21 protein-coding genes and 2 tRNA genes are annotated in these 21,326 nt (G+C 72.1%); 14 read left to right on the top strand and 9 right to left on the bottom strand.

The annotated features are described in order from the left end of the window. Positions 1-68 precede the first annotated feature (68 nt). From ACFYZR_RS22150 to ACFYZR_RS22095, 12 genes are all read left to right on the top strand, one after another. Entirely contained in the window at positions 69-878 is an 810-nt protein-coding gene (locus ACFYZR_RS22150) for a hypothetical protein (protein ID WP_391912801.1), read from the top strand. Positions 879-985: 107 nt separating this feature from the next. After that, positions 986-1,750, top strand: a complete 765-nt coding sequence (locus tag ACFYZR_RS22145; RefSeq protein WP_391912920.1) for a GntR family transcriptional regulator — start codon at positions 986-988, stop codon at positions 1,748-1,750. A gap of 102 nt (positions 1,751-1,852) precedes the next feature. Continuing rightward, the gene (locus ACFYZR_RS22140; protein WP_391912799.1) at positions 1,853-2,974 is read left to right on the top strand and encodes a TIGR03364 family FAD-dependent oxidoreductase; all 1,122 of its coding nucleotides are present in this window, start codon (positions 1,853-1,855) and stop codon (positions 2,972-2,974) included. 3 nt (positions 2,975-2,977) lie between these two features. Next, positions 2,978-3,706: a phosphonatase-like hydrolase gene (locus ACFYZR_RS22135; RefSeq protein WP_391912797.1), complete on the top strand. Its 729-nt coding sequence runs from the start codon at positions 2,978-2,980 to the stop codon at positions 3,704-3,706. Continuing rightward, positions 3,706-4,755 (top strand): ABC transporter ATP-binding protein, encoded by a 1,050-nt coding sequence (locus ACFYZR_RS22130; RefSeq protein WP_391912795.1) that lies wholly within the window; start codon positions 3,706-3,708, stop codon positions 4,753-4,755. Before ACFYZR_RS22135 ends, ACFYZR_RS22130 begins: the two co-directional genes overlap by 1 nt. 79 nt (positions 4,756-4,834) lie before the next feature. Continuing rightward, positions 4,835-5,731 (top strand): 2-aminoethylphosphonate ABC transporter permease subunit, encoded by an 897-nt coding sequence (locus ACFYZR_RS22125; RefSeq protein WP_391912793.1) that lies wholly within the window; start codon positions 4,835-4,837, stop codon positions 5,729-5,731. Continuing rightward, on the top strand, positions 5,718-6,524 hold the full coding sequence (locus ACFYZR_RS22120; RefSeq protein ID WP_391912791.1) for an ABC transporter permease: 807 nt from the start codon (positions 5,718-5,720) through the stop codon (positions 6,522-6,524). Before ACFYZR_RS22125 ends, ACFYZR_RS22120 begins: the two co-directional genes overlap by 14 nt. Before the next feature lie 27 nt (positions 6,525-6,551). Beyond that, positions 6,552-7,622 carry a 2-aminoethylphosphonate ABC transporter substrate-binding protein gene (locus tag ACFYZR_RS22115; protein ID WP_391912789.1) on the top strand — a complete coding sequence of 357 codons (1,071 nt, stop codon included), beginning with the start codon at positions 6,552-6,554 and terminating at the stop codon, positions 7,620-7,622. 133 nt (positions 7,623-7,755) lie between these two features. Beyond that, positions 7,756-8,535 (top strand): HAD-IIA family hydrolase, encoded by a 780-nt coding sequence (locus ACFYZR_RS22110; RefSeq protein ID WP_391912787.1) that lies wholly within the window; start codon positions 7,756-7,758, stop codon positions 8,533-8,535. Between the two features lie 153 nt (positions 8,536-8,688). Continuing rightward, positions 8,689-9,324, top strand: a complete 636-nt coding sequence (locus ACFYZR_RS22105; protein WP_391912785.1) for a hypothetical protein — start codon at positions 8,689-8,691, stop codon at positions 9,322-9,324. Positions 9,325-9,349: 25 nt separating this feature from the next. After that, on the top strand, positions 9,350-10,039 hold the full coding sequence (locus ACFYZR_RS22100; protein WP_391912783.1) for a class F sortase: 690 nt from the start codon (positions 9,350-9,352) through the stop codon (positions 10,037-10,039). Positions 10,040-10,226: 187 nt separating this feature from the next. Next, complete coding sequence (locus ACFYZR_RS22095; protein WP_391912781.1) at positions 10,227-11,276, top strand: glycoside hydrolase family 6 protein; 1,050 nt, start codon at positions 10,227-10,229, stop codon at positions 11,274-11,276. On the opposite strand, the gene ACFYZR_RS22090 is transcribed toward ACFYZR_RS22095, so the two are convergent. The 3 genes from ACFYZR_RS22090 to ACFYZR_RS22080 form a co-directional block, all read right to left on the bottom strand. Further along, entirely contained in the window at positions 11,277-13,286 is a 2,010-nt protein-coding gene (locus ACFYZR_RS22090; protein ID WP_391912779.1) for a galactose oxidase-like domain-containing protein, read from the bottom strand. Beyond that, on the bottom strand, positions 13,283-15,133 hold the full coding sequence (locus tag ACFYZR_RS22085) for a glycosyltransferase family 2 protein (RefSeq protein WP_391912777.1): 1,851 nt from the start codon (positions 15,131-15,133) through the stop codon (positions 13,283-13,285). The genes ACFYZR_RS22090 and ACFYZR_RS22085 overlap by 4 nt, the downstream gene beginning before the upstream one ends. Positions 15,134-15,476: 343 nt before the next feature. Further along, positions 15,477-15,550: transfer RNA gene (locus ACFYZR_RS22080), tRNA-Lys, on the bottom strand. Between the two features lie 173 nt (positions 15,551-15,723). On the opposite strand from ACFYZR_RS22080, the gene ACFYZR_RS22075 reads away from it, so the two are divergent. Beyond that, on the top strand, positions 15,724-16,500 hold the full coding sequence (locus ACFYZR_RS22075) for a C40 family peptidase (protein WP_391912775.1): 777 nt from the start codon (positions 15,724-15,726) through the stop codon (positions 16,498-16,500). A gap of 116 nt (positions 16,501-16,616) precedes the next feature. Next, complete coding sequence (locus tag ACFYZR_RS22070) at positions 16,617-17,207, top strand: lytic polysaccharide monooxygenase (RefSeq protein ID WP_391912773.1); 591 nt, start codon at positions 16,617-16,619, stop codon at positions 17,205-17,207. A gap of 120 nt (positions 17,208-17,327) precedes the next feature. Here ACFYZR_RS22070 and ACFYZR_RS22065 read toward each other — a convergent pair whose 3' ends face one another. The 6 genes from ACFYZR_RS22065 to ACFYZR_RS22040 form a co-directional block, all read right to left on the bottom strand. Beyond that, on the bottom strand, positions 17,328-18,191 hold the full coding sequence (locus ACFYZR_RS22065; protein ID WP_391912771.1) for a cytochrome c biogenesis CcdA family protein: 864 nt from the start codon (positions 18,189-18,191) through the stop codon (positions 17,328-17,330). Next, entirely contained in the window at positions 18,188-18,952 is a 765-nt protein-coding gene (locus tag ACFYZR_RS22060) for a DsbA family protein (protein WP_391912769.1), read from the bottom strand. The genes ACFYZR_RS22065 and ACFYZR_RS22060 overlap by 4 nt, the downstream gene beginning before the upstream one ends. A gap of 76 nt (positions 18,953-19,028) precedes the next feature. Next, the gene (locus ACFYZR_RS22055; RefSeq protein ID WP_391912767.1) at positions 19,029-19,430 is read right to left on the bottom strand and encodes a hypothetical protein; all 402 of its coding nucleotides are present in this window, start codon (positions 19,428-19,430) and stop codon (positions 19,029-19,031) included. 199 nt (positions 19,431-19,629) lie between these two features. Then, positions 19,630-20,076, bottom strand: coding sequence for a hypothetical protein (locus tag ACFYZR_RS22050; protein ID WP_391912765.1), 447 nt, complete (start codon positions 20,074-20,076; stop codon positions 19,630-19,632). Between the two features lie 136 nt (positions 20,077-20,212). Then, positions 20,213-20,286, bottom strand: a tRNA-Lys gene (locus ACFYZR_RS22045). Between the two features lie 97 nt (positions 20,287-20,383). Beyond that, positions 20,384-21,142, bottom strand: a complete 759-nt coding sequence (locus tag ACFYZR_RS22040; protein WP_391912763.1) for an IclR family transcriptional regulator — start codon at positions 21,140-21,142, stop codon at positions 20,384-20,386. Between the last annotated feature and the right edge of the window lie 184 nt (positions 21,143-21,326).

The raw sequence follows: 21,326 nt of genomic DNA, 5'->3' as shown, positions 1-21,326 counted from the left end.
TACGCCCCCGGCGGCGCGGGCCGTGGCAGGTTGCGGACGACCGGAGCCCCCAGCCGCAAAGGCCCGCCATGAACAGGCCCCCCACGTCGCCGTCCCGCTCCGCCCCCCGCCGCGCCCTGCTCGTCTGCGGCGCCGTGCTCGCGCTCGGCGCCGTCGGCGCGGCGCGTCCGCCCGCCGACCCGGGGCGGCAGCAGCAGTGCGGCGACCCGCACAGCGCCGAGTTCCCGATCGCGTCGCGGATCGACGGCGGCCCCGCCGGGTACGAGCGCGGCGGCACCCCGCGCACCTGGCGGCTGGAGCTGCGCAACGCCACCGCCACCGAGTGCCGGGCCATCCACCCCGTCGCGGTCCTCGCCGACCGGGGCCGGGCCCTCGAACCCACCGACTTCCACCTGGACTTCCAGGACCCGGGGGACGGCCGCTGGCTGCCCGTGCGGTTCGAGCGGACCGACGAGGCGGAGAACGTCGGTGTCCTGGACGGCGGTTCACCGGCCCCCGGTGGCGAGGCGCCCGCCTTCGCCGGCTTCACCGTGCCCGCCCATGGCTCGCTCACCGTGCCCCTGCGGCTGGGCTTCGCCGGCGACGCCCCCGAGGGGCCGGTCACGGTCAACGTCACGGCCGTGCAGAAGCGCGGCGGCGACGGCGCGTGGGTGGGGGAGTCGGACGACTACACGTTCACCGTCGGGACCGGTGGCGGAACCGCGACGCCCCCGGCCGCGACCGCTCCCGCACGGCCCGACGCCGCCGCGCACCTGGAGCCGCCCGGACTGGCCGACACCGGTGACGAACGGCCCGTGTTCGCCGTCGGCGCGGCCGCCCTCGCCCTGCTGATCGCCGGGACGGCGCTGGTGGTCGGGGCGCGGCGACTGAACCGCTGACGCCCGCTGACACTCGTCGACGCCCCGCCGATGTCCGTCGACGCCGGGGCGCCATGTGGGGGTGCGAGGATCGCGCCGTGGACAACACGCACACGCACCCCCATGACATGGCAGGTCAGCGGCCCGGCGCCCCCATTCGCGCGGGAATCCCGGAACACGGCCGGATCCCCAAGTACTACGCGGTCAAGACGCGCGTGGCCGCGCTCCTCGACGAGCTGGGCGAGGGCGGCCTGCTGCCGACCGAGCGCGAGCTCGCGACGCGCTTCGAGGTCTCGCGCGAGACCGTACGGCAGGCCCTGCGCGAGCTATTGCTGGAGGGACGGCTGCGCCGCATGGGACGTGGCACGGTCGTCGCGGGGCCCAAGCTGGAGCAGCCGCTGTCCCTGGCCAGCTACACCGAGGGCGTACGCCGTCAGGGCCGCCGCCCCGGCCGTGCCCTGATCGGCCTGGACCGCCTCTCCTGCCCGGCGGGCCTCGCCCCCGACCTCGGCGTGGCGCCGGGGGAGCCGGTGTGGCACATGGAACGCGTCCTGCTCGCGGACGACGAACGGGTGGGGCTGGAGAGCACGTACGTGGCGGTGGAGCGAGTGCCGTCGCTGGACGCCGAGTTCGCCCCGGACTCGTCCTTCTACGGCTACCTGCGCGAGCGCCTCGGCATCTCCTTCGGCGACGCGGACGAGCGGCTGGAGACCGTGCTGGCCACCCCGCGCGAGGCGCTGCTGATCGGTACGCCGCCCGCGCTGCCCATGCTGCTGATCCACCGGGTCTCGCGCGACACCGAGGGCCGCCCGCTGGAGCGGGTGCGGTCGCTGTACCGGGGGGACCGGTTCTCGTTCACCGCGCACCTGCGGGGCGAGGGCCGGGACGGGTGATAACGAAACGGTAACGGGTCTAGTCCAAGTTTGGCGGCTCGTTCACCGTCACGTCGCCGTGCGGCCGCTTTCACGACACCGCGTCCGACGACTGTTCGAGTCATGCGAGTCATAGTCGTCGGAGCCGGGGTGCTGGGAACCATGCACGCCTGGCAGGCAGTCCAACGCGGCCACGAGGTCGTGCACATCGAGCGGGAGGCCGAGGCCCGGGGCGCCTCCGTCCGTAACTTCGGCCTGGTCTGGGTCAGCGGCCGGGCGGCCGGCGAGGAGCTGGAGACCGCCCTGCGCGCCCGGGAGCTGTGGGAGGAGATCGGCGCCACCGTCCCCGGCCTCGGCTTCCGCGCCAACGGATCCCTGACGGCCGTCACCGACGAGAGGGAACTGGCCGTCGCCCGGGCCGCCCTGGCCCGCCCCGACGCCGCCGCCCGCGGCTTCGCCCTGCTCACCCCGGACGAGGCCCGCGCCGTCAACCCCGCCCTGCGCGGCGACTTCCTCGGCGCCCTGTGGTGCGAGCGCGACGCGGCCGTCGAGCCCCGCACCGCCCAGCGCGCCCTCAAGGACGCCCTCCTCGCCTCCGGCCGCTACGCCTTCCTCGGCGGCCGCGAGGTCCGCGAGGTCGTCGGCGAGCGCGGCGTCCGCGACGACCACGGCGACCTCCACACGGGCGACGCGGTCGTCCTGTGCACGGGCGCCTGGCTGGGCGGCCTCGTCCGCGAGCTCGCGCCCGCCCTCCCCGTCCGCCGGGTGCGGCTCCAGATGATGCAGACCGCCCCGCTGGGCGAGCGGCTCACCACCTCTGTCGCCGACGCCGACAGCTTCCGCTACTACCCCGCCTACGCGGGCAGCGGCCTCGACGCCATGGCGGCGGCGAAACCCCAGCCCCCGGTGGCGGCGGAGCACAAGATGCAGCTGCTCATGGTCCAGCGCGCCGACGGCGGCCTGACCATCGGCGACACCCACGAATACGCCGAGCCCTTCTCCTTCGACGTCGTCGAGGACCCCTACGAGCACCTGACCGCCGTCGCCGAGGGCCTCCTCGGCCGGCCGCTGCCGAGGATCCGGCACCGCTGGGCCGGCGTGTACGCGCAGTGCGTGGACACCACCCGCGTCGTCCACCGCGAGCAGGTACGCGACGGCGTCTGGCTGGTGACCGGCCCCGGCGGCCGCGGCATGACCTGCTCCCCGGCGATCGCCGAGACCACCGCCGACGCACTGGAGTGGTGAGAGATGCGAGAGATGCAAGACAACGAGAAGATCGGCCTGGTCGTCCTGGACATGGCCGGCACGACCGTCGCCGACGACGGCCTGGTCGAGCGCGCCTTCGACGCCGCCGCCCGCGCCCTGGGCGTCGAACCCGGCACCCCCGAGCACGCCGGGCAGCTGGCCTACGTCCGCGCCACCATGGGCGAGTCGAAGATCTCCGTCTTCCGCCACCTCTTCGGCGGCGACGAGGAGAAGGCCCGGAGCGCCAACGCCGCCTTCGAGACCGCCTACGGACAGCTCGTCGACGCCGGGCACGTCGCGCCCGTCCCCGGCGCCCGGGAGGCCATCGAACGGCTCCGGGGCGAGGGCCGGACCGTCGTCCTCACCACCGGCTTCGCCCGCGTCACCCAGGACGCGATCCTCGCCGCCCTCGGCTGGACCGGCCTCGCCGACCTCACCCTCTGCCCGGCCGACGCCGGCGGCCGCGGCCGCCCGTACCCCGACATGGTCCTCGCGGCCCTGCTGCGCACCCACGCCGCCGACTCCGTCCAGGGCGTCGCCGTCGCGGGCGACACCTCCTACGACATGCTGAGCGCCCGCCGCTCGGGCGCCGCCCTCGCCGCCGGCGTCCTCACCGGCGCCCACGACGAGCCCGCCCTGCGCACCGCCGGAGCCACCCACGTCCTGGGATCGGTCGCCGAACTCCCCGACGCCATCGCCGCGTACGAGCGGTCCGCCGCGGAAGGCGATTGATGTCCGGCATCACGTTTGAGAACGTCTCGGTCGCCTACGGCGGGAACACCGTTCTCGACTCGCTCGACCTCACCGTCGAACCCGGCGAGGTCATGGCGCTCCTCGGCCCCTCCGGCTCCGGCAAGACCACCGCGCTGCGGGCGGTCGCCGGGTTCGTCCAGCCGGCCTCCGGACGGGTCCTCATCGGCGACCGGGACGTCACCGCGCTGCCCCCGCACCGGCGCGGCGTCGGCATGGTCGTCCAGCAGTACGCGCTCTTCCCGCACATGCGGGCCGACGCCAACGTCGCCTTCGGGCTCAAGGCCCGCAAGGCGCCCCGCGCCGGGATCGCCGCCCGCGTCGCCGAGGCGCTGGAGATGACCGGCATGACCGCCTACGCCAAGCGCTACCCGCGGGAGCTGTCCGGCGGCCAGCAGCAGCGCGTCGCCATCGCCCGGGCGCTGGCAGTCCGGCCCGGCGTGCTCCTCCTCGACGAACCGCTCTCCGCGCTCGACGCCCAGCTGCGCTCCGGCATGCTCGCCGAGCTCGCCCGGCTCCACCGCGAACTGCCCGGCGTCTCCATGCTGTACGTCACCCACGACCAGGTCGAGGCGCTCACCCTCGCCGACCGGATCGCGGTCATGGACAGCGCCCGCCTCCAGGACTGCGGCACCCCGCACGACCTCTACCGCCGCCCGCGCACCGAGTTCACGGCGTCCTTCGTCGGCGACGCGAACCTGCTGCCCGTCACCGTCCGGGACGGCGGCGCCGACTTCGCCGGCACCCGGCTGGACGTGACGGCCGGCGGCGCCGCGCCCGGGGCCTCGGCCACGCTCTGCGTCCGCCCTCACCTGATCGGGCTCGGCACCGGGCCCAACACCCTGCGCGGCACGATCGCCGAGCTCCAGTGGCGTGGCGCCACCCACCGGCTCCACGTCGACGTGGCCGGCCACCGGGTGAAGGCCGACGTCCGCGAACTGCGGGAGCCGCTGCCGCTGGGCACGGAGGTGTCGCTGCACTTCGCGGCCGAGGACGCGGTGCTGCTGCCGGCGGGGGTGGCGCGTGGCTAAGCGGCCTTGGCGAAGTCCGGTGCGGTTCGAGCGCCCCGAAGGGGCGCGGGGAACTGCGCGACCAGCCACGAACCAGCAGATGACGTACCGGACTTCCAGCGGAGCGCTTGGCCCCGGGGCCGTCCGGCCGGGCCGGGCCGCCTGGGCCCTCGCCCTCCCGCCCGTCGCCGCCCTCGGCCTCGTCTTCCTCTACCCCCTGGCCCTGGTCGTTCAGCAGTCCGTCTCGCCGGACGGCGGCGGGTTCTCGCTGTCCGCCTACGGCGACGTCTTCGCGCAGAGCGCGTTCCGCGACGCCCTCACCAACACCGTCCTCATCGCCGTCGGCGCCACCGTCGGGGCGGTCGCCCTCGGCTTCGCGCTCGCGCTCGTCATCGCCTTCGTCCCCTTCCCGGGCGGAAAGGCGCTGAGCCGCTTCATCGACGTCTTCCTCTCCTTCCCGTCCTTCCTGATCACCCTCGCCCTGCTCTTCGTCTACGGCACCGTCGGCATGGCCAACGGCCTGTGGACCGGGGCCACCGGCGCCGCCCACGGCCCGTTCGACTTCCTCCACACGCCCTGGGGCGTCCTCCTCGCGGAGGTCACCTACTTCACGCCCTTCGTGATGCGCCCGCTCCTCGCCGCCTTCTCCCAGGTGGAGACCGCGCAGCTGGAGGCCGCCTCCTCGCTCGGGGCCACCGCGCCCCGGATCGTGCGGCGGGTGATCCTGCCCGAGGCGCTGCCGTCGCTCGCGGCGGGCGGCTCGCTGGTGCTGGTGATGTGCCTCAACGAGTTCGGGATCGTGCTCTTCACCGGCGCCAAGGGCGTGACGACGCTGCCGACGCTCATCTACGGCAAGGCGATCCTCGACGGCGACTACACCGGCGCCTGCGTCGTCGCGGTCGTGAATATCGCCCTGTCGGTGGCCCTCTACGGGCTCTACCGCCTCCTCGTCTCCACCAACGGAGTCCGAAACGGAGTCCGACGTGCTCGTGCATAGCCGCACCGCCCGATGGGCCGTGTGGGCCGCCTTCGCGGTGGTCTTCCTGCCCGTCTTCGCGCTGCCGTTCCTGGTGATCCTCGCGGCCTCCTTCGCCACCGGCTGGAGCGGCGCGCTCCCCTCCGGCGCGACCCTCGCCCACTACCAGGACGTCGCCCGCGGCGACGCGCTCGACGCCCTGGTCACCAGCCTGCTGACCGGGCTCGCGGCGAGCGCGCTGGCGCTGGCCATCGGCACCTGGTCCGCCCTCGCGGTCCAGGCGCTGCGCACCCGGGCCCGCAGGCTGAGCGGGGCCGTCGACCTGCTGTTCATGCTGCCGGTCGCCGTGCCCTCCGTGGTCGTGGGCCTCTCGCTCCTCGTGGCCTTCTCCAAGCCGCCGCTGCTCCTCAACGGCACGCCCACGATCGTCGTCCTCGCCCACACCGTGCTGGTGACGGCCTTCGCCCACCAGTCCGTGACCGCGGCGCTCAGCCGCCTGGACCCGGCGTACGAGCAGGCCGCGGCCGGCCTGGGCGCGAGCCCCGCGCACGTGCTGCGACGAGTCAAACTCCCCCTGCTGCTGCCGTCCCTGTCGGCCGCCGCCGGCCTCTGCTTCGCCCTGTCCATGGGCGAGCTGAGCGCCACGATGATGCTCTACCCGCCGGACTGGCTGCCCCTGCCGGTCAAGGTCTTCGCCTCCACCGACCGGGGGTCCCTCTTCTCGGGCGCCGCGCTCGCCGTCGTCCTCATGGGCACGACGCTGATCGTCCTGACCGCGGTCTCCCGGATCCGGACGAGGGCCTCCTACCGCTAGCCCACCACCGAAGGAGCCTGACACGTCATGCCTCGCCCCCTTACCCCCCGCCCGCTCGCGCTCGCCGCCGCGCTGTCGGTCCTGTGCCTCGGCACGACCGTCACCGGCTGTGGCACCTCCGCCGCGGGGAACGCCAAGGAAATCACCGTCTACAGCGCCGACGGCCTCAAGGCCGAGGACGGCTCCGGCTTCTACGACAAGGTCTTCAAGGATTTCCGGAAGGAGACCGGAATCAAGGTCAATTACGTCGAGGGCGGCTCCGGGGAGCTCGTCCAGCGCCTGGACCGGGAGAAGTCCAACACCAAGGCCGACGTGGTCGTCACCCTGCCGCCCTTCATCCAGCAGGCGGACGGCAAGGGCCTGTTGGAGGCCTACAAGCCCAAGGGATCCGAGAACGTCGCGGCGAGCGACAAGGACCCGAACGGCAAGTGGACCTCGATCGCCAACAATTACCTCTGCTTCATCTACAACTCGAAGGAACTGAAGAACACTCCGCCGAAGACCTGGAAGGACCTCCTGGACCCGAAGTTCAAGGGCAAGCTCCAGTACTCCACGCCCGGCGTCGCGGGCGACGGCACCGCCGTCCTGATCAAGGCCATGCACGACCTGGGCGGCAAGGAGAAGGCCATGGCCTTCCTCAAGGACCTCCAGGCCAACAACGTCGGCCCCTCGAAGTCGACCGGCCAGCTCGCCCCCAAGGTCGACAAGGGCGAACTCCTGGTGGCCAACGGCGACGTCCAGATGAATTTCGCGAACATGAAGTCCATGCCGAACCAGGGGATCTTCTTCCCGGCCGGCGACGACGGAAAGCCCACCACCTTCGCCCTGCCCTACGCGGCCGGACTGGTGAAGGACGCCCCGCACGACGAGAACGCCAGGAAATTCCTGGACTACCTCCTCACCGAACCCGTCCAGAAGGCCGTGTCCGGCGTCGGCGGCGGTTTCTCCTCCCGCACGGACGTGAAGGCCACCGACCTCAGCGCCACATCCCTGGCGAACCTCATGAAGGGCGTGGAGATCTTCCGCCCCGACTGGGCCGATATCGACAAGAATCTGCCCTCCTACGTCAGCGCGTGGAAGACGGCCACCGACAGCTGACGGGGCGGGCTGATTAGGCTGGGGGTGTCGGGCGACGCACTGGGGGTACCTCCCAGCGGTAGCTGGGGGAGGTGTCGTCCCGGCGTCCCCGACCCGTCCCCGGCGACGGGCACAGCACGGCAGGAGTCCCGTAGTGGCAGAACGCAAGCCGATCGAGTCCTGGCTCACCGACATGGACGGCGTCCTCATGCACGAGGGCATCCCGGTCCCCGGGGCCGACGCCTTCATCGCCCGGCTACGCGAGTCCGGCAAGCCCTTCCTGGTGCTGACCAACAACTCGATCTACACCGCCCGCGACCTCCACGCGCGCCTGAAGCGGATCGGGCTGGACGTGCCGGTCCGCAACATCTGGACGTCCGCGCTGGCCACCGCCCAGTTCCTGGACGACCAGCGGCCGGGCGGCACCGCGTACGTCATCGGCGAGGCGGGCCTGACCACCGCCCTCCACGACATCGGCTACGTCCTCACCGACGCCGACCCCGACTACGTGGTCCTCGGCGAGACCCGCACCTACAGCTTCGAGGCGCTCACCAAGGCCATCCGCCTGATCAACAACGGCGCCCGCTTCATCGCCACCAACCCCGACGAGACCGGCCCCTCCGCCGAGGGCGCGCTCCCCGCCACCGGCTCCGTCGCCGCCCTCATCACCAAGGCCACCGGCCGCGAGCCCTACTTCGTCGGCAAGCCCAACCCCCTGATGATGCGGGCCGGCCTCAACGCCATCGGCGCCCACTCCGAGACCAGCGCCATGATCGGCGACCGGATGGACACCGACATCCTGGCGGGCCTGGAGGCCGGCATGGAGACCTTCCTGGTGCTCACCGGCCTCACCAAGGCCGAGGAGGTCGACCTCCACCCCTTCCGCCCGTCCAGGGTCGTCGACTCCATCGCGGACCTCGTCGAGCTCATCTGACGCACCGGACCGTACCGCCCCGCCCCGGCCGGGCCCGCGCCCCCGCGCTGACCCGACCGGCTTGGATGATCGTCAAATGGAGCAATACGGCTACGGAGCGGATGCGTCCACGGACATCACCGGGTGAACCTCGGGAGTACCAGGAGGTTCACTATGGATGCAGTCCGCTCCGCCCTGTGCGGGGCCGTGATCGCGGCGGCGCTCGTCGCCGGCGCGGGCCCCGCCGACGCCAACGACGGGCCCGTCACCATGTCCGGGACCATGGAGCTCACCCCCGTCACCACCCGGCCCGGCGCCGAGGTGCAGCTGAGGGTCTCCGGCTGTACCGGCGAGCGGGGAACCGCCACCTCCGAGGCGTTCGTCTCCGACGCCAAGCTCGCCAAGGACTCCGCCGGGCTGTTCGCCGAGGCCACCATCCGCGAGGCCGTACGCCCCGGGACCTACCAGGTCAGGGTCAACTGCGACGGCATGGAGGCCACGGCCGAGGGCAGGCTGACCGTCGTCACCGACGGCTCCGACGCCCACCGGGGCGACCACCCCGACGCCGACCACCCCGCCGCCGGCTCCCTCGCCGACCGCGAGGACCGCGGCTCCCTCACCGGCCGCGACCGCCGCCTCGGCCACTCCTCGCCCGTCGCCCCCGTCCCCGCCGGAGGCGGCGGCAGCACCTCCCACGCGGCCGCCGTGGAACCGCCCGACACCGCCGGCCTCGTCCTCGCCGGCACCACCGCGGCCATCGCCGGCGCGCTGATCTGGCACCGGCGGCGCACCGCCGCGGCCCGGCGCTGACCCGCGCGGAAGACGGACGACCGCCATGGAAGAGGACCGCGCCGGCGGCACCGGCCGGCTGCTGACCGGCACGGCCTGGGCCGCCCTGCTGGTGGCGCTGTGGCTGTGGGGACGCGACATCACCGAGGTGCCCATGGCGACCGCCCCCACCACCGGCGACGTGGCCGCCGTGGGCCGGCCCGCCGACCCCGCGCTGCCCCCGCCCCACCACCCCCTGGCCGCAAGCCGCCCACGGGCCCTGACCATCAAGGCCATGAACGTCCACGCCCCCGTCGAGGACCACGGGCTGACTCCCCACGGCGCGGTCGACCCGCCCCCGTACGCCCGGCCCGGCGCCGTCGCCTGGTACCGGGACGGGCCCCGGCCCGGCAGCCCCGGCGCCGCCGTCCTCGTCGGCCACCTCGACACCGACCACGCGCCCGCCGTCTTCTACGGGCTCGGCGACATCCGGCGCGGCACCGAGGTCGACGTCACCCGCGCCGACGGCTCCGTCGCCGAGTTCACCGTCGAGGACGTCTCCGTCTTCACCAAGGAACGCTTCGACGCCGCGCGCGCCTACGGACCCCGCGTCAAGGGCCGCGCCGAACTGCGCCTCATCACCTGCGGCGGCTACTACGACCGAGACCGGCGCTCCTACAGCGCCAACGTCGTCGTCTCCGCCTATCTGACCGGCGCGACCGGCGCCACCGCCACGGGATCCGGCCATGCGGCCTGAGCCCCCGGCCGGCGACCCGCCCGGCGACCCGCCCGGGCGCGTGGGCACCCGCCGGCCGGGTCGCCCGACAGGGCGACCCACCACGTGTCGTGGCATGACTGCCCCCGGGCGTGGGCACGTCTGTGCCAGCATGGGCACGGCGCTTCCGTCAATCACCTCCACAGGCAGTACACCCAAGGGGGAGTGGATGTACCGCAGTTACTCCGGCCGCGCGCGCCGGAGCCGCAGGGCATGGGCGCGGACGGGAGCGGCGGGGGCGCTCCTGCTCCTCACGGCCACGGGCTGCGGTTCCTCGGACGACTCCGGCGTCCCCAGGAAGGACGCCCTCGCCGTCCAGGCCCCTTCCCAGCTCCCCAAGTCCACCTCTCCCTACTGGGTGAACCCCGACGGCACAGCCGCCCGCGAGGCCCTCCGGCTCGGCAAGGCCGGCAAGGCCCAGGACGCCGCGCTGATCGCGAAGATCGCCGCCCAGCCCGTCGCCGAATGGGTGGGCGCCGACGACCCGGACACCCAGACCCGCGGCTTCACCGAGGCCGCCACGGCCGTCGACCGCGACGCGCTGCTGGTCCTCTACAACATCCCCCACCGCGACTGCGGCCAGTACTCCTCGGGCGGCGCCGCCGACGGCGACTCCTACCGGGCCTGGCTGGACAAGGCCGCCGGCGGCATCGGCGACCGCAAGGCGACCGTCATCCTCGAACCCGACGCCCTGCCGCACATGGAGGACGGCTGCACCCCCCAGCAGTTCCACGAGGAGCGCTACGCGCTGCTCAAGGAGGCCGTCGGCAGGCTCAAGGCCCTCCCGAGGACCAAGGTCTACCTGGACGCGGGCAATCCCAGCTGGGTGACGCCCGTCGACCGCATGGCCGACCCACTGCGCCGCGCGGGCATCGACCAGGCCGACGGCTTCGCCCTCAACGTCTCCAACTTCCAGACCACCGGGGACAGCAAGGACTACGGCCACCGGCTCTCCGAGCTGCTGGGCGGCAAGCACTTCGTCATCGACACCAGCCGCAACGGCAACGGCCCGCTCTCCGGCGGCCACGAGAAGGCCTGGTGCAACCCCTCCGGCCGCGCCCTCGGTGACCCCCCGACCACCAGGACGGGGGACGCGCTGGTTGACGCCTATCTCTGGGTCAAACGGCCGGGGGAGTCGGACGGTACCTGCAAGGGCGGCCCGGACGCGGGCCAGTGGTGGGAGACCTACGCCCTGGAGCTGGCCCGCAACGCCCGCTGACTACTCCTCGCCCTGTCCTCCGGAGACCTGCTCCCCGGAGGTCTGTCCCCCGGAGGGCTGCTCTCCGGAGGCCTTCTCCGCCACCGGCACCTTGATCCACACCGCCTCGGACGGGGTGCCCTTGTGATCGATCAGCTCCAGCATGTACCAGCCGGGCGGCACCAGGGACGGGTCCTCGGGCACCGTGACGGTCACACCGGCCGCCGATTTGGCGAGGTCCAGTGCGATCGAGCGCTGCTCGATATTGGTGACATGGGTGAAGGACCCCGGCCGGATCAGCCGCGCCCGGGAGACCGCCCCGGGGTCGCTGGTGCGGTACGAGGTCCGCTCGCCCGGCTTGATGGTCCGGGGGCCGGTGTCCTTGAACTCCGGGCGCTCGTCGCGGAAGAGGTACGGCGGCGTGTAGAGGTCGATCTGCTGCTGGAACGTACCGGGCCTGGTGTTGTCCTTGTCGCCGAACAGCGAGTCCGAGCCGAAGGTCATCACCCGGCCGTCGGGCAGCAGCAGAGCGCCGGAGTGATAGTTGCGGCCCACCAGCGGATCGGCGACGCGACGGGTGGAGTTGGCCCCCGGGTCGTAGAGCTCGGCCCCCAGGACGTTGGACTGGCTGCGCCCCCGGTAGTCGCCGGAGCCATTGGTGGTCAGCACGGTGTCGTCGGGGAGGATGACACTGCTGGGATAGCGCACCTTCGCGTAGAGGTCGGGGCCGTCGTGGAAGCGCGGCTTGTCCTCGCGCAGGTCCACGATGCGGGTCCTGGCGGTGGACTTGCGGTCCTCGCCCACCCCGCCGCCGCCGAGGACCATGAAGCGCTGCTCCTGGGCAGGCGGCAGCAGCACGGACATCGAGGTCTCCAGGATGTCGGGATCGCTGATGCCGGGCACTTCTGTGAACGCGTTGCTCTCCAGGTCCCACAGGCCCGGAGTGCGGCCCTTGTCGGCCGGGCCGTAGCCCGCGTTGGAGCCGGTGTAGAAAATCTTTCCCTTGTCGGCGAGGAAGAGGGCCGGATAGGTGGGGAAGAACCGCTCCTTGGGGAGATAGGACCACTTCTTGGTCTTCGGGTCGTAGATCTCGTTCTTCCCGGGGACGACCTGGCCGATCTCGTCCAGCCCGGAGACCGAGAGCACCCTGCCGTCCTGGAGCGTGGTGAGGGTGGGGTACCAGCGGGCCTCCTCCATGGGATCGACCGTGATGTAGCGCTCGGCCACGGGGTCGAATTCGAAGGAGTCCTTGATGCCCTGGAAATCCTTCTTGTCGAAGGAGAGCTTGTTGGCGATGCCGTAGTTGTTCCGGTCGTCGACGCCGGTGAGGCCCTCGATGCGGTAGTTGTCGGTGGTCCCCGTCTCGTACTTGGGGCCCTTTTCCAGGGCCTCCACATAGACGCGCGCGGTACTGGCCGTGACCTTGACCTTGTCGCCCTCGCCGGTCTTGGTGGCGCGCGGCACGAGGACGGCGTCCTTGGACTCGAAGGTCTTGTGGTTGGCCTTGCCCGTGAAACGGGTGCCCGCCGGGAAGGTCATCGGCTTGTCGGGGTTCTCGTTGTGGACGATCATCAGGCCGCCGGCCTTGGTGACGTCGCCGTTGAGCTTCTCGTAGCGCTGGGTGCCGCCCGCCACCAGGAGCCTGCCGTCCGGCAGCTGGGTGTGGCCGGCGCAGAACAGGTCCTTGGGTGTGGGGATGTTCTTGAAGGTGTTCTTCCGCGGGTCCCACAGGACCGTGCGGAAGGACTTGGCCTTGAAATTGGCGGCGTTGTTCCCCGAGCCGGCCACGAGGAGCACCTTGCCGGTGTGCAGCAGGGCGGCGTGAATGGTGTTGATCCGGTATTCCCGGGGGACGTCCACGACGTCCCAGTGGCCGTTCTCCGCCTTGTAGGCGGGCTGGTTGATCTTGTACGTGTGATACCGGTCGGCGGTGTAGTCCCAGAGCGCCGGGCCGTTCATCCCCGCCAGGGCGAACACGACCGTCGCACCCATCGCCGTACGACGGATGCGGCGGCTCGGTCGGAATCTCATCGCTGACGGGCTCCCTCGGGATGCTTGGCGCGGTACAGCGTCCACGACCACGCGACGATCGGGGCCAGGGTGACCGCGAGGGCGAGCGACGCCCAGGTGCGCATGGCCACATGGGTGTGGCCGAGGACGAAGGAGGCCACCAGCGACCCCCCGAAGACGAGCAGGAAGAACAGATGGATGCGGAAGGTGCCGAAGAGGGTGTCGGGGCTGGCCGAATCGCCCTTGGGCGTCACCACGAACGAGCTCTTGCGGCGCAGCACCGCGTCCGTCAGCGAGCGGGCGTAGATCGGCGCGGAGAGCGCGGACATCACCATGCCCGCGAGGCCGCCCGAGCCCTCGGGCTCATGGGGGGAGACATTGTGCCGGCGGTTCCAGATGTAGAGGCCGATCTGGAGGGCCGCCGCGTCGCTGTAGAGCATCATCCAGATCTCCGAATTGATGGAGATGCCGGAGGCTCCGAGCCCCAGGAAGAGCGCGCAACTCAGCGCGCCGAGCATCCAGTTGAGCGCTGTCATCGGATAATAGATGACCATCAGGGTGTAATTGAGGAACTTCCCCGGCGACAGGGTGAAGGGGCCCTTCCAGTACTGCTTGATGATGGTCTCGTAGGTGCCCCGGGACCAGCGCAGCTGCTGGGTGAAGAAGTCCGTCCAGGCGTTCGGTCCCTCTCCCACGGCGAGGACGTCGGGGGTGTAGACCGAGCGCCATTTCCGGCCCGTCCCCGGATTGCGGTGGCGGTGGAGCTCGAAGCCGGTGGCCATGTCCTCGGTGATCGAGTCGTAGAGCCCGCCGATGCCCTTGAGGGCGCTGATCCGCACGGCGTTGTTGGTGCCCACGAACATGGGTGAGCCATAGCGGTTCCCGGCGCGCTGGATCAGCGCGTGGAACAGGAACTGCTGGCTCTCCGCGGCCTTGGTGACCGCCGCCTCGTAGTTCCCGTAGACCTGGGGGCCGACGACGAAGGCGATGTCCGGGTCACGGAAGTAACCGAGCATCCTTTCGAGGAAGTTGGGCAGCGGTACGTGGTCGGTGTCGACGGACGCGAAGAAGTCGTAGTCGTCGCCGTGGGCGTCGAGCCAGGCGTTGTAATTGCCGTGCTTGGTGCGGGCGCGGTGGGGGCCCTTCGGCTGGTTCCATTTCTCCACGCCCTTGCGGGAGAAATGGCGGACGCCCAGGCGCGCGCAGACGGCCTTGACCTCGGGATCGTCGCCCTCGTCGAGCAGCCAGACGTGCACGGGCCCCCGGTGGCGGACCTCGACGGCCGCCTCCAGGGTCCTGGTGACCATCTCGATGGGCTCCTTGCCCGGCACGAAGGAGGTCAGGAAGGCCACTTTGGTTCCGGTCTCGGGGACGACCGGTATCGGGTCGCGGGCGACGAGGGTGGCATGGGCGTTGGACGTCACGTTCAGCGTGCGGAACAGCTCGATCAGCCCGATCGACACGAGCATCACGGTGTCGAGGGCGCGCATCAGCGGTGTGCCGTGCTCCCGCTCGGTCCAGTGGGCGGGCTGCATCAGCCAGATCAGCAGGCCCAGCGAGACCACGGGCGCCGCGCCGAGCAGCAGCGCCGCCTGGACGCGGTGCGGCTCGTCGGCGAGGAGGCTGCGGTAGCGCACCCGGTACGTGCCGGGGTCCTGCGGCGGCGGGCTCAGCGGTCCGGCGAGCCGGCTGTAGTGCTCGTAGTCGAAACGGGGGAGGGGCTCGCGGCGGCCGGGCGGCGAAGCCCGTCTGGGCGGACGGGGATCCGGCGGCGGGTCGTCCGCGCGGGCCGGGGCCGGGAGGCGCGGGCGCGCCGTCGCCGACGGGTCGTAGGACTGCTGCCGGGCGTCGGCAGGCGTGGACGTCATGAGTCATTCCCCCCGCACGCATGCTCACTGCGTGTGTGTGCCGTTTCGCGGGCCCCCCGGCCCCCCTGGCCGCGCGCGGGCATACCCGCGCCGGCTCCCTGCGGGCGCCACCCAACTCCCCGTTGGCGACGTGACATTGGGTGAAGTCGTGCGCTTTAGGATCTCGGACCGCGCATCATGATCGCAAGGGTGAAAGAAGGTGTTTACCGGGCAAAGCGGTACGTCGAACGAAGATGCTTACGAATGTTGCGGAAGCGGTCAGCAATGATGCGTGTAGATGTTCGCATCGAACAGAGAACGACTCAGGGCCCCTCACCGATGGTGAGGAGCCCTGAGTCTCGCGTGCGCCGCCAGGGACTCGAACCCCGGACCCGCTGATTAAGAGTCAGCTGCTCTAACCAACTGAGCTAGCGGCGCCTGCTGACAGAGAAGACTCTACCCGACGCCCGGAGGTGCCTCCGACCACGTCGGTCGCTATGCCCGAAAATCAGGCGATATTTATTACGGAGGGTGACTGTCTCGCGACATGCGGTTCTCCTTGGCCGCTGAGAAGCTGTGCCGAGCGGAACCGAGGGAAAGGCGGCGGGGAGATGCCCGAGGAGATACCCGGCGGGCGCGGCCGGCACCGGCGCCCCCGGCGCACCGGGCGCCGGGCGGCGATGGCGGCCGCGGGGGCCGTGCTGCTCGCCGGTACGGGTACGTTCGCCCTGGCCGCCGAGCGGCCCGACCCCAGCCCGGACCCGGTGGCCGTCGCCGCCGACGACCCGGACGGCGGCCCGCCCGACACCGCCCCCGAGGACCTGCCCGACGACGTACCCCCCGAGGTCCTCGCCGACGCCGACACCGACGACACGACCGCCGTCGACGGTGACGACGTCGCCGATCAGGGCGGCGGCAGCGGTGAGAGCGCCAGGATCCGCGGGCTGGAGCCCGCCATCGCCTTCGCGCTGGGCCATCTGGGTGACCCTTACGCCTACGGCGGCGCCGGCCCCCACCGCTGGGACTGCTCCGGGCTTGTCCAGCAGGCGTACCTGAAGGCGGGAATCCGGCTGCCGCGGCTGGCGGCCGACCAGTACCGCGCCACCCGGCGCATTCCCCGCGCCGCTCTCGCCCGGGGTGACCTCGTCTTCTGGTCCAGCGACGGCCGGGCCTCCGGGGTGCACCACGTCGCGATCTACCTGGGCGGCGGGCGCTATGTCGAGGCGGCTCGTCCGGGGACCCGGGTGCGGCTCTCCAGCCTCGCGTACTTCGACGCGCATATGTACGGCCGGATCGAGTCGCCCGACCGTGATGGTTTCCGCTGGGACGGGGAGGCCGGATCGCCGCTCACCTGTACGGGCGATGAGGAGCGGTGCGACCGAGGGTGACGTCAAGACCCCATTTTTGGCCTGGACATGACCGTTGGCCAGTACTAGCGTCACTCTTGGTCTAGACCGCAATCCACTCGGCTCACAGAACCCCCCACGTTCTCGAGGAGTGACGTATGCGCAAAAGGATCAGTGCGGCGATCATCGGCCTGAGCGTCGCCTGTATCTCCCTCGTCTCCACCGGAAGTGCCAACAGCCACGGCTACACCGACGCGCCCACCAGCCGGCAGGTGTTCTGCGCCCAGGGCGCGGTGAGCGACTGCGGTGAGATCCAGTGGGAGCCCCAGTCGGTCGAGGGCCCCAAGGGCTTCCCGTCCCACGGCCCGTCCGACGGCACTCTCTGCGCGGGCGGCAACAGCCGCTTCGCGGAGCTCGACGACCCGCGCGGCGGGGAGTGGCCGGCCACCAAGGTCACGGCGGGGCAGAGCTACTCGTTCCGCTGGAAGCTGACGGCCCGCCACGCCACCACGGACTTCCGCTACTACATCACCAACGACCACTACGACCCGAACCGGCCGCTCACCAGGGCCGATCTCGACCCCCAGCCGTTCCTGACCGTCCCCTACGGCGGCCGGATCCCCGACGCCGCGGTCACCCACCAGGGCACGCTCCCGGCGGGGAAGAGCGGCAAGCAGCTGGTCCTCGCGGTCTGGACCATCGCCGACACGGGCAACGCGTTCTACGCCTGTTCGGACGTCCAGTTCTGAGGCCGGAATCCTGACGTCCGCATCCGGACGTCAGGATCCTGACATCCGGATCCTGACGGTCCCCGGGAGGCCCGCCGTGGGGTGCCCGTCCGCCGGGCGCCCCACGGCGGCACCAGGGGCCTACCGGCCCTCGGCGCCGTCCTCCGGGCCGCCGGGGGCGGCCTCACCGGCCGGGCGCCGCAGCGCGAACCACGCCAGCGCGCCCGCCGCCACCAGCGCGAGCACGGCCAGCAGCGCGTAGTCCGGCACCGCGCCGCCCACCCGGGAGACCAGCTCCTCCAGCCGGAACTCCTGTTCGGCGTCGACGAACCCCGGCAGCCCGGTCGTCCCGCCGAAGCCGAGGAAGAGCACCCCGATGGCGATGAAGAACAGGCCGGACACCAGCGAGGTGGTGTGCAGCCGCAGCCGGCCCAGGCGCAGCTCCCGCCCGCGCAGCCAGCGCCGCTGCCCCAGCTTGAAGCGGTCCCAGAGCAGGGCCAGCACGAACAGCGGCAGCGCCATGCCCAGCGCGTAGACGGCGAGCATCGACGCCCCGTGGAGGGGATCGCCGTCCACGGCCGTCACGGTCAGCACCGCGCCGAGGATCGGCCCCGCGCAGAAGCCGGCCAGCCCGTAGACACAGCCCAGGAGGAAGGTCGAGGCGGCCGTGCGCGGAGTGATCCGTCCCGCCGCCGCCTGGGCCTTCCTGGAGGCGAAGCCGAGGCCCACGATCTGGGCCGCGCCCATGGCGATCACCACCCAGCCGCCGGCGGTGATCAGCAGGTCGCGGTGGCCGTTGAAGAGCCGGCTGGCGGCGGTGGAGGCGGCCCCGAGGGGGACGAGCGTGGTGGCGAGCCCCAGGTAGAAGACGCCGGTGCGGGCGAGGAGCCGGGTGGGGGTCGCCAGGGAGTAGGCGAAGAACGCGGGCAGCAGCAGCGCGCTGCACGGGCTGACCAGGGCGAGGACGCCGCCGAGGAAGGCGGCGAGGTAGCCGATGTCGGTCACTTGCCCGACTTCCCGGCGGCCTCCTTGACCGCCTTCGCCTGGGCGATGGCGGCCTCGAACTCCTTCATCGGCTGGGCGCCCGCGAGCGGCCGGCCGCCGACGAGGAAGGACGGGGTGCTCTGCACGCCGAGGGCGTAGCCCTCCTCCTGGTCCTTCTTCACCGCGGCCTCGGACTCGGCGCCGGAGAGGTCCGCGCGGAACTTGTCGAGGTCCTTCACACCCGCCTTGCCGGCCATGTCGACGAGCTTGTCCTCGGCGAGCGCGTCGCCCTTGCGGAGCTTGGCGAAGAGCTCGTCGTGGAGCTGCCAGAAGCGGCCCTGCTGCCCGGCGGCCCAGGAGGCGCGGGCGGCGCGCTCGGAGTCCTTGCCGAAGATCGGGAAGTTGCGGAACTCGACGCGCAGGACGCCCGCGTCGACGTACTTCTTGACCAGCTCGGGCTGGGTCTCCCGGGTGAAGCGGCCGCAGTAGGAGCACTGGTAGTCGGCGTACTCGACCAGCACCACGGGGGCGTCGGCCTTGCCGAGCGCGAGCGGGTCGCCGTCCTTGCGGCGGCTGGTGGCCTGCTCGAACTTGTCGTAGGTGGCCTGGTTGGGGTCGAAGGACGGCCCGGAGCCGGCGGCGGGCTTGTCCTTGCCGGAGCCGCCGGTGTTCTTGGCGATGGCGATGCCGGCGGCGACGACCGCCACGACGAGGGCGAGGGCCGCGCCGATGGCCGCCAGACGGCGGGAAGGCGTGGAGAGGCGTGCGGGACGTGCGGACATAAGGAGGGGACTCCCTGGGTCGTACGGAATCTGGGTATGCCGGAGCACGGCCCGGCGGGGGCCGTGGTGGGGCGGTCTAGATCCGTAGGACGGGGAGCAGCTCGGCGCGGTCGGCCGCCGTGACGGGCGGTGCCCTGGGGGCGGTGACCTGAGGGGCCCGGGCGCGGGGGAGCGCCGAGCGGGCGGTGCCGGGGGCGGTGAGCGGGTCGGCCTGGGTGTGCGCGACGGCGGCCTCGGCGCCCTTGAGGGGCGTGTCCTGCTGGCGGCAGCTGCCGCCGCTGTCCGTGACGTCGGTACGGGGCCGGAGCTCGGGGGAGACCGGGGCGGCCGGGTGCTGTACCCGGGCGGAGACGGCCGGGACGGAGCCGCTGCCCGTCGCGTACGCGGACGAGCCGGCGCCGCAGACGACCGGGCCGAAGAGGACCGCGAGGAGGAGCAGCAGCGCTGCGGCTGCCGTCGGGCGGCGGTGCTGCGGCACGTGCCCTCTCCTCCCTGTCGCTGTCCTGCCCGTCGTCGGCGCTCGTTCCGGCCGGGCGCCCCGGAACCGGCGCCGGGGACGGCCTTCCATGCTACGGGCCGTCCGCCCTCCCGCGACCGCGCGCCCGCACTGCCGGCCGTGACGCGCGTCCGTAAGCGGTGTCCGTAGGGGGGCGCGGGGTGTCCGTAGGCCGGGCGGGTCACGCCCGGCCGGCGGCGATCGCGCGCAGGGCCGTGCGCTGGCCGAACCAGAGCAGGGAGACCGTGGTGGCGGCCATCACGACGGCGAAGCCGAGGTGGCCCGCGATCCCGGTCACGGCCAGGCCCGCCGCGCCGAGCGCCAGGTGGCTGCCGAGGCGCAGGGCGACCAGACCGAGGGCGATCTTGCGGGTGCCCTTGCCGCGCCACAGCCGCTTGGCCAGCTTCAGCCGGGAGCGCAGCACGGTCAGCGAGGCGACGAGGTTGACCAGGGCGAGGGCGCCGAGCACCCACAGGCTCTGCGGGTACGCCTTGAACAGGTCGTAGGCGGCCGACATCAGGCCCTCGAAGCAGAAGAACCAGATGGGGAGCGGCTTGATCTCCTCACCGGCCTCGGCGGCGGTGCCGGTGGTGGTCGCTTCGGCGGCGGCGATGGTCTCGGTCGTCATGGGAAGAAGTCTTCCGGGGCGGGCGGATCACGGGCAGATCCGTGAATCACCGCCCGCCGATGACATAAGTCATCGGATACCTCACCACGGCATACGTCGAAGGCCCCCACCAATGGTGAGGGCCTTCGACCGTCTGTGCGCCGCCAGGGACTCGAACCCCGGACCCGCTGATTAAGAGTCAGCTGCTCTAACCAACTGAGCTAGCGGCGCCTGCTGACAGAGAGAACTCTACCCGATGTCCGGGGGTGCTCCGAACCACGGGTCACAGGGGCCCCTGCGGCCCCGCTTGTAAGAGGTCTCCGGGGCTCTAGAGGGCCAGGGAGAGGAGCATCGGGGCCGCGTGGCGGTTCAGGGTGTCCGCGGCCTGGCGCAGCCGGTGGGCGTGGCGGACCGGGAGCGAGAGCGCCAGCGAGCCCACCGAGCGTCCGGCGGACAACGGCACGGCGGCGCAGACCGTGCCCACGGCGTACTCCTGGAGGTCCAGTACGGGGACGGTCGCGGGCTGGGCGTCCAGCTTGCTGAAGAGGATCCGCTCGTTGGTGATCGTCTTGGAGGTGAGCCGGGCGGTCTGGTGCCGGGCGAGGTGGTCGCGCCGGTCGTCGTGGTCGAGCTGGGTCAGCAGGCACTTCCCGAGAGCCGTCGCGTGGGCGGCGGAGCGGAAGTCGACCCACTCGTTGACTTTGGGGGCGCGCGGCCCGTCCGCGTACTGCGTGATCCGGATCTCGCCGTCGATGTAGGCGCTGAGGTAGACGGCGGCGCCCAGGGTGTCGCGCAGCGTGGACAGCGAGCGCTGGAGCTTGCCCTCCAGGGCGGCCGCGCGGTCGCCGCTCGTGCTCAGCAGGAGCATCGACGTACCGGTGACGTAGCCGCCGTCGCCGGTCAGCGCCACGTACTCCTCGCGGCGGAGCATCGCCAGCAGGTGGGCGAGCCGTCCCAGGGGCAGCCCCGTCTCGCGGGCGATCTGGGCCTGGCTGACGCCACCGGCGTATTTGGCGACCGTCTCCAGCACGCGCAGGGCGCACTGCGCCGAGTGCAGCGGTGCGGTCGGCTCGGGGCTGAGCGCCACGGTCTCCCCCTTGTGGTTACTTGCGGGTGTACCACTCTCCACGGTAACGGCGAAACCGACCGCCGGGAGAGGGAGTTGACGAGAATCGCGACGGCGGTCGTTTTCCCTGTCCTGCCCGCCACGACCTTGGCATATGCCGTTGTCCCGGGACGCTCCGGTCGTGATCGGCGGAATAAGCGGAGAT

It is taken from the genome of Streptomyces sp. NPDC001678, assembly GCF_042892945.1.
In the GTDB taxonomy this organism is placed as follows: Bacteria; Actinomycetota; Actinomycetes; order Streptomycetales; family Streptomycetaceae; genus Streptomyces.
Note: the sequence above shows the minus strand (reverse complement) of the source record. Positions and strands in the feature narration are given on the sequence as shown.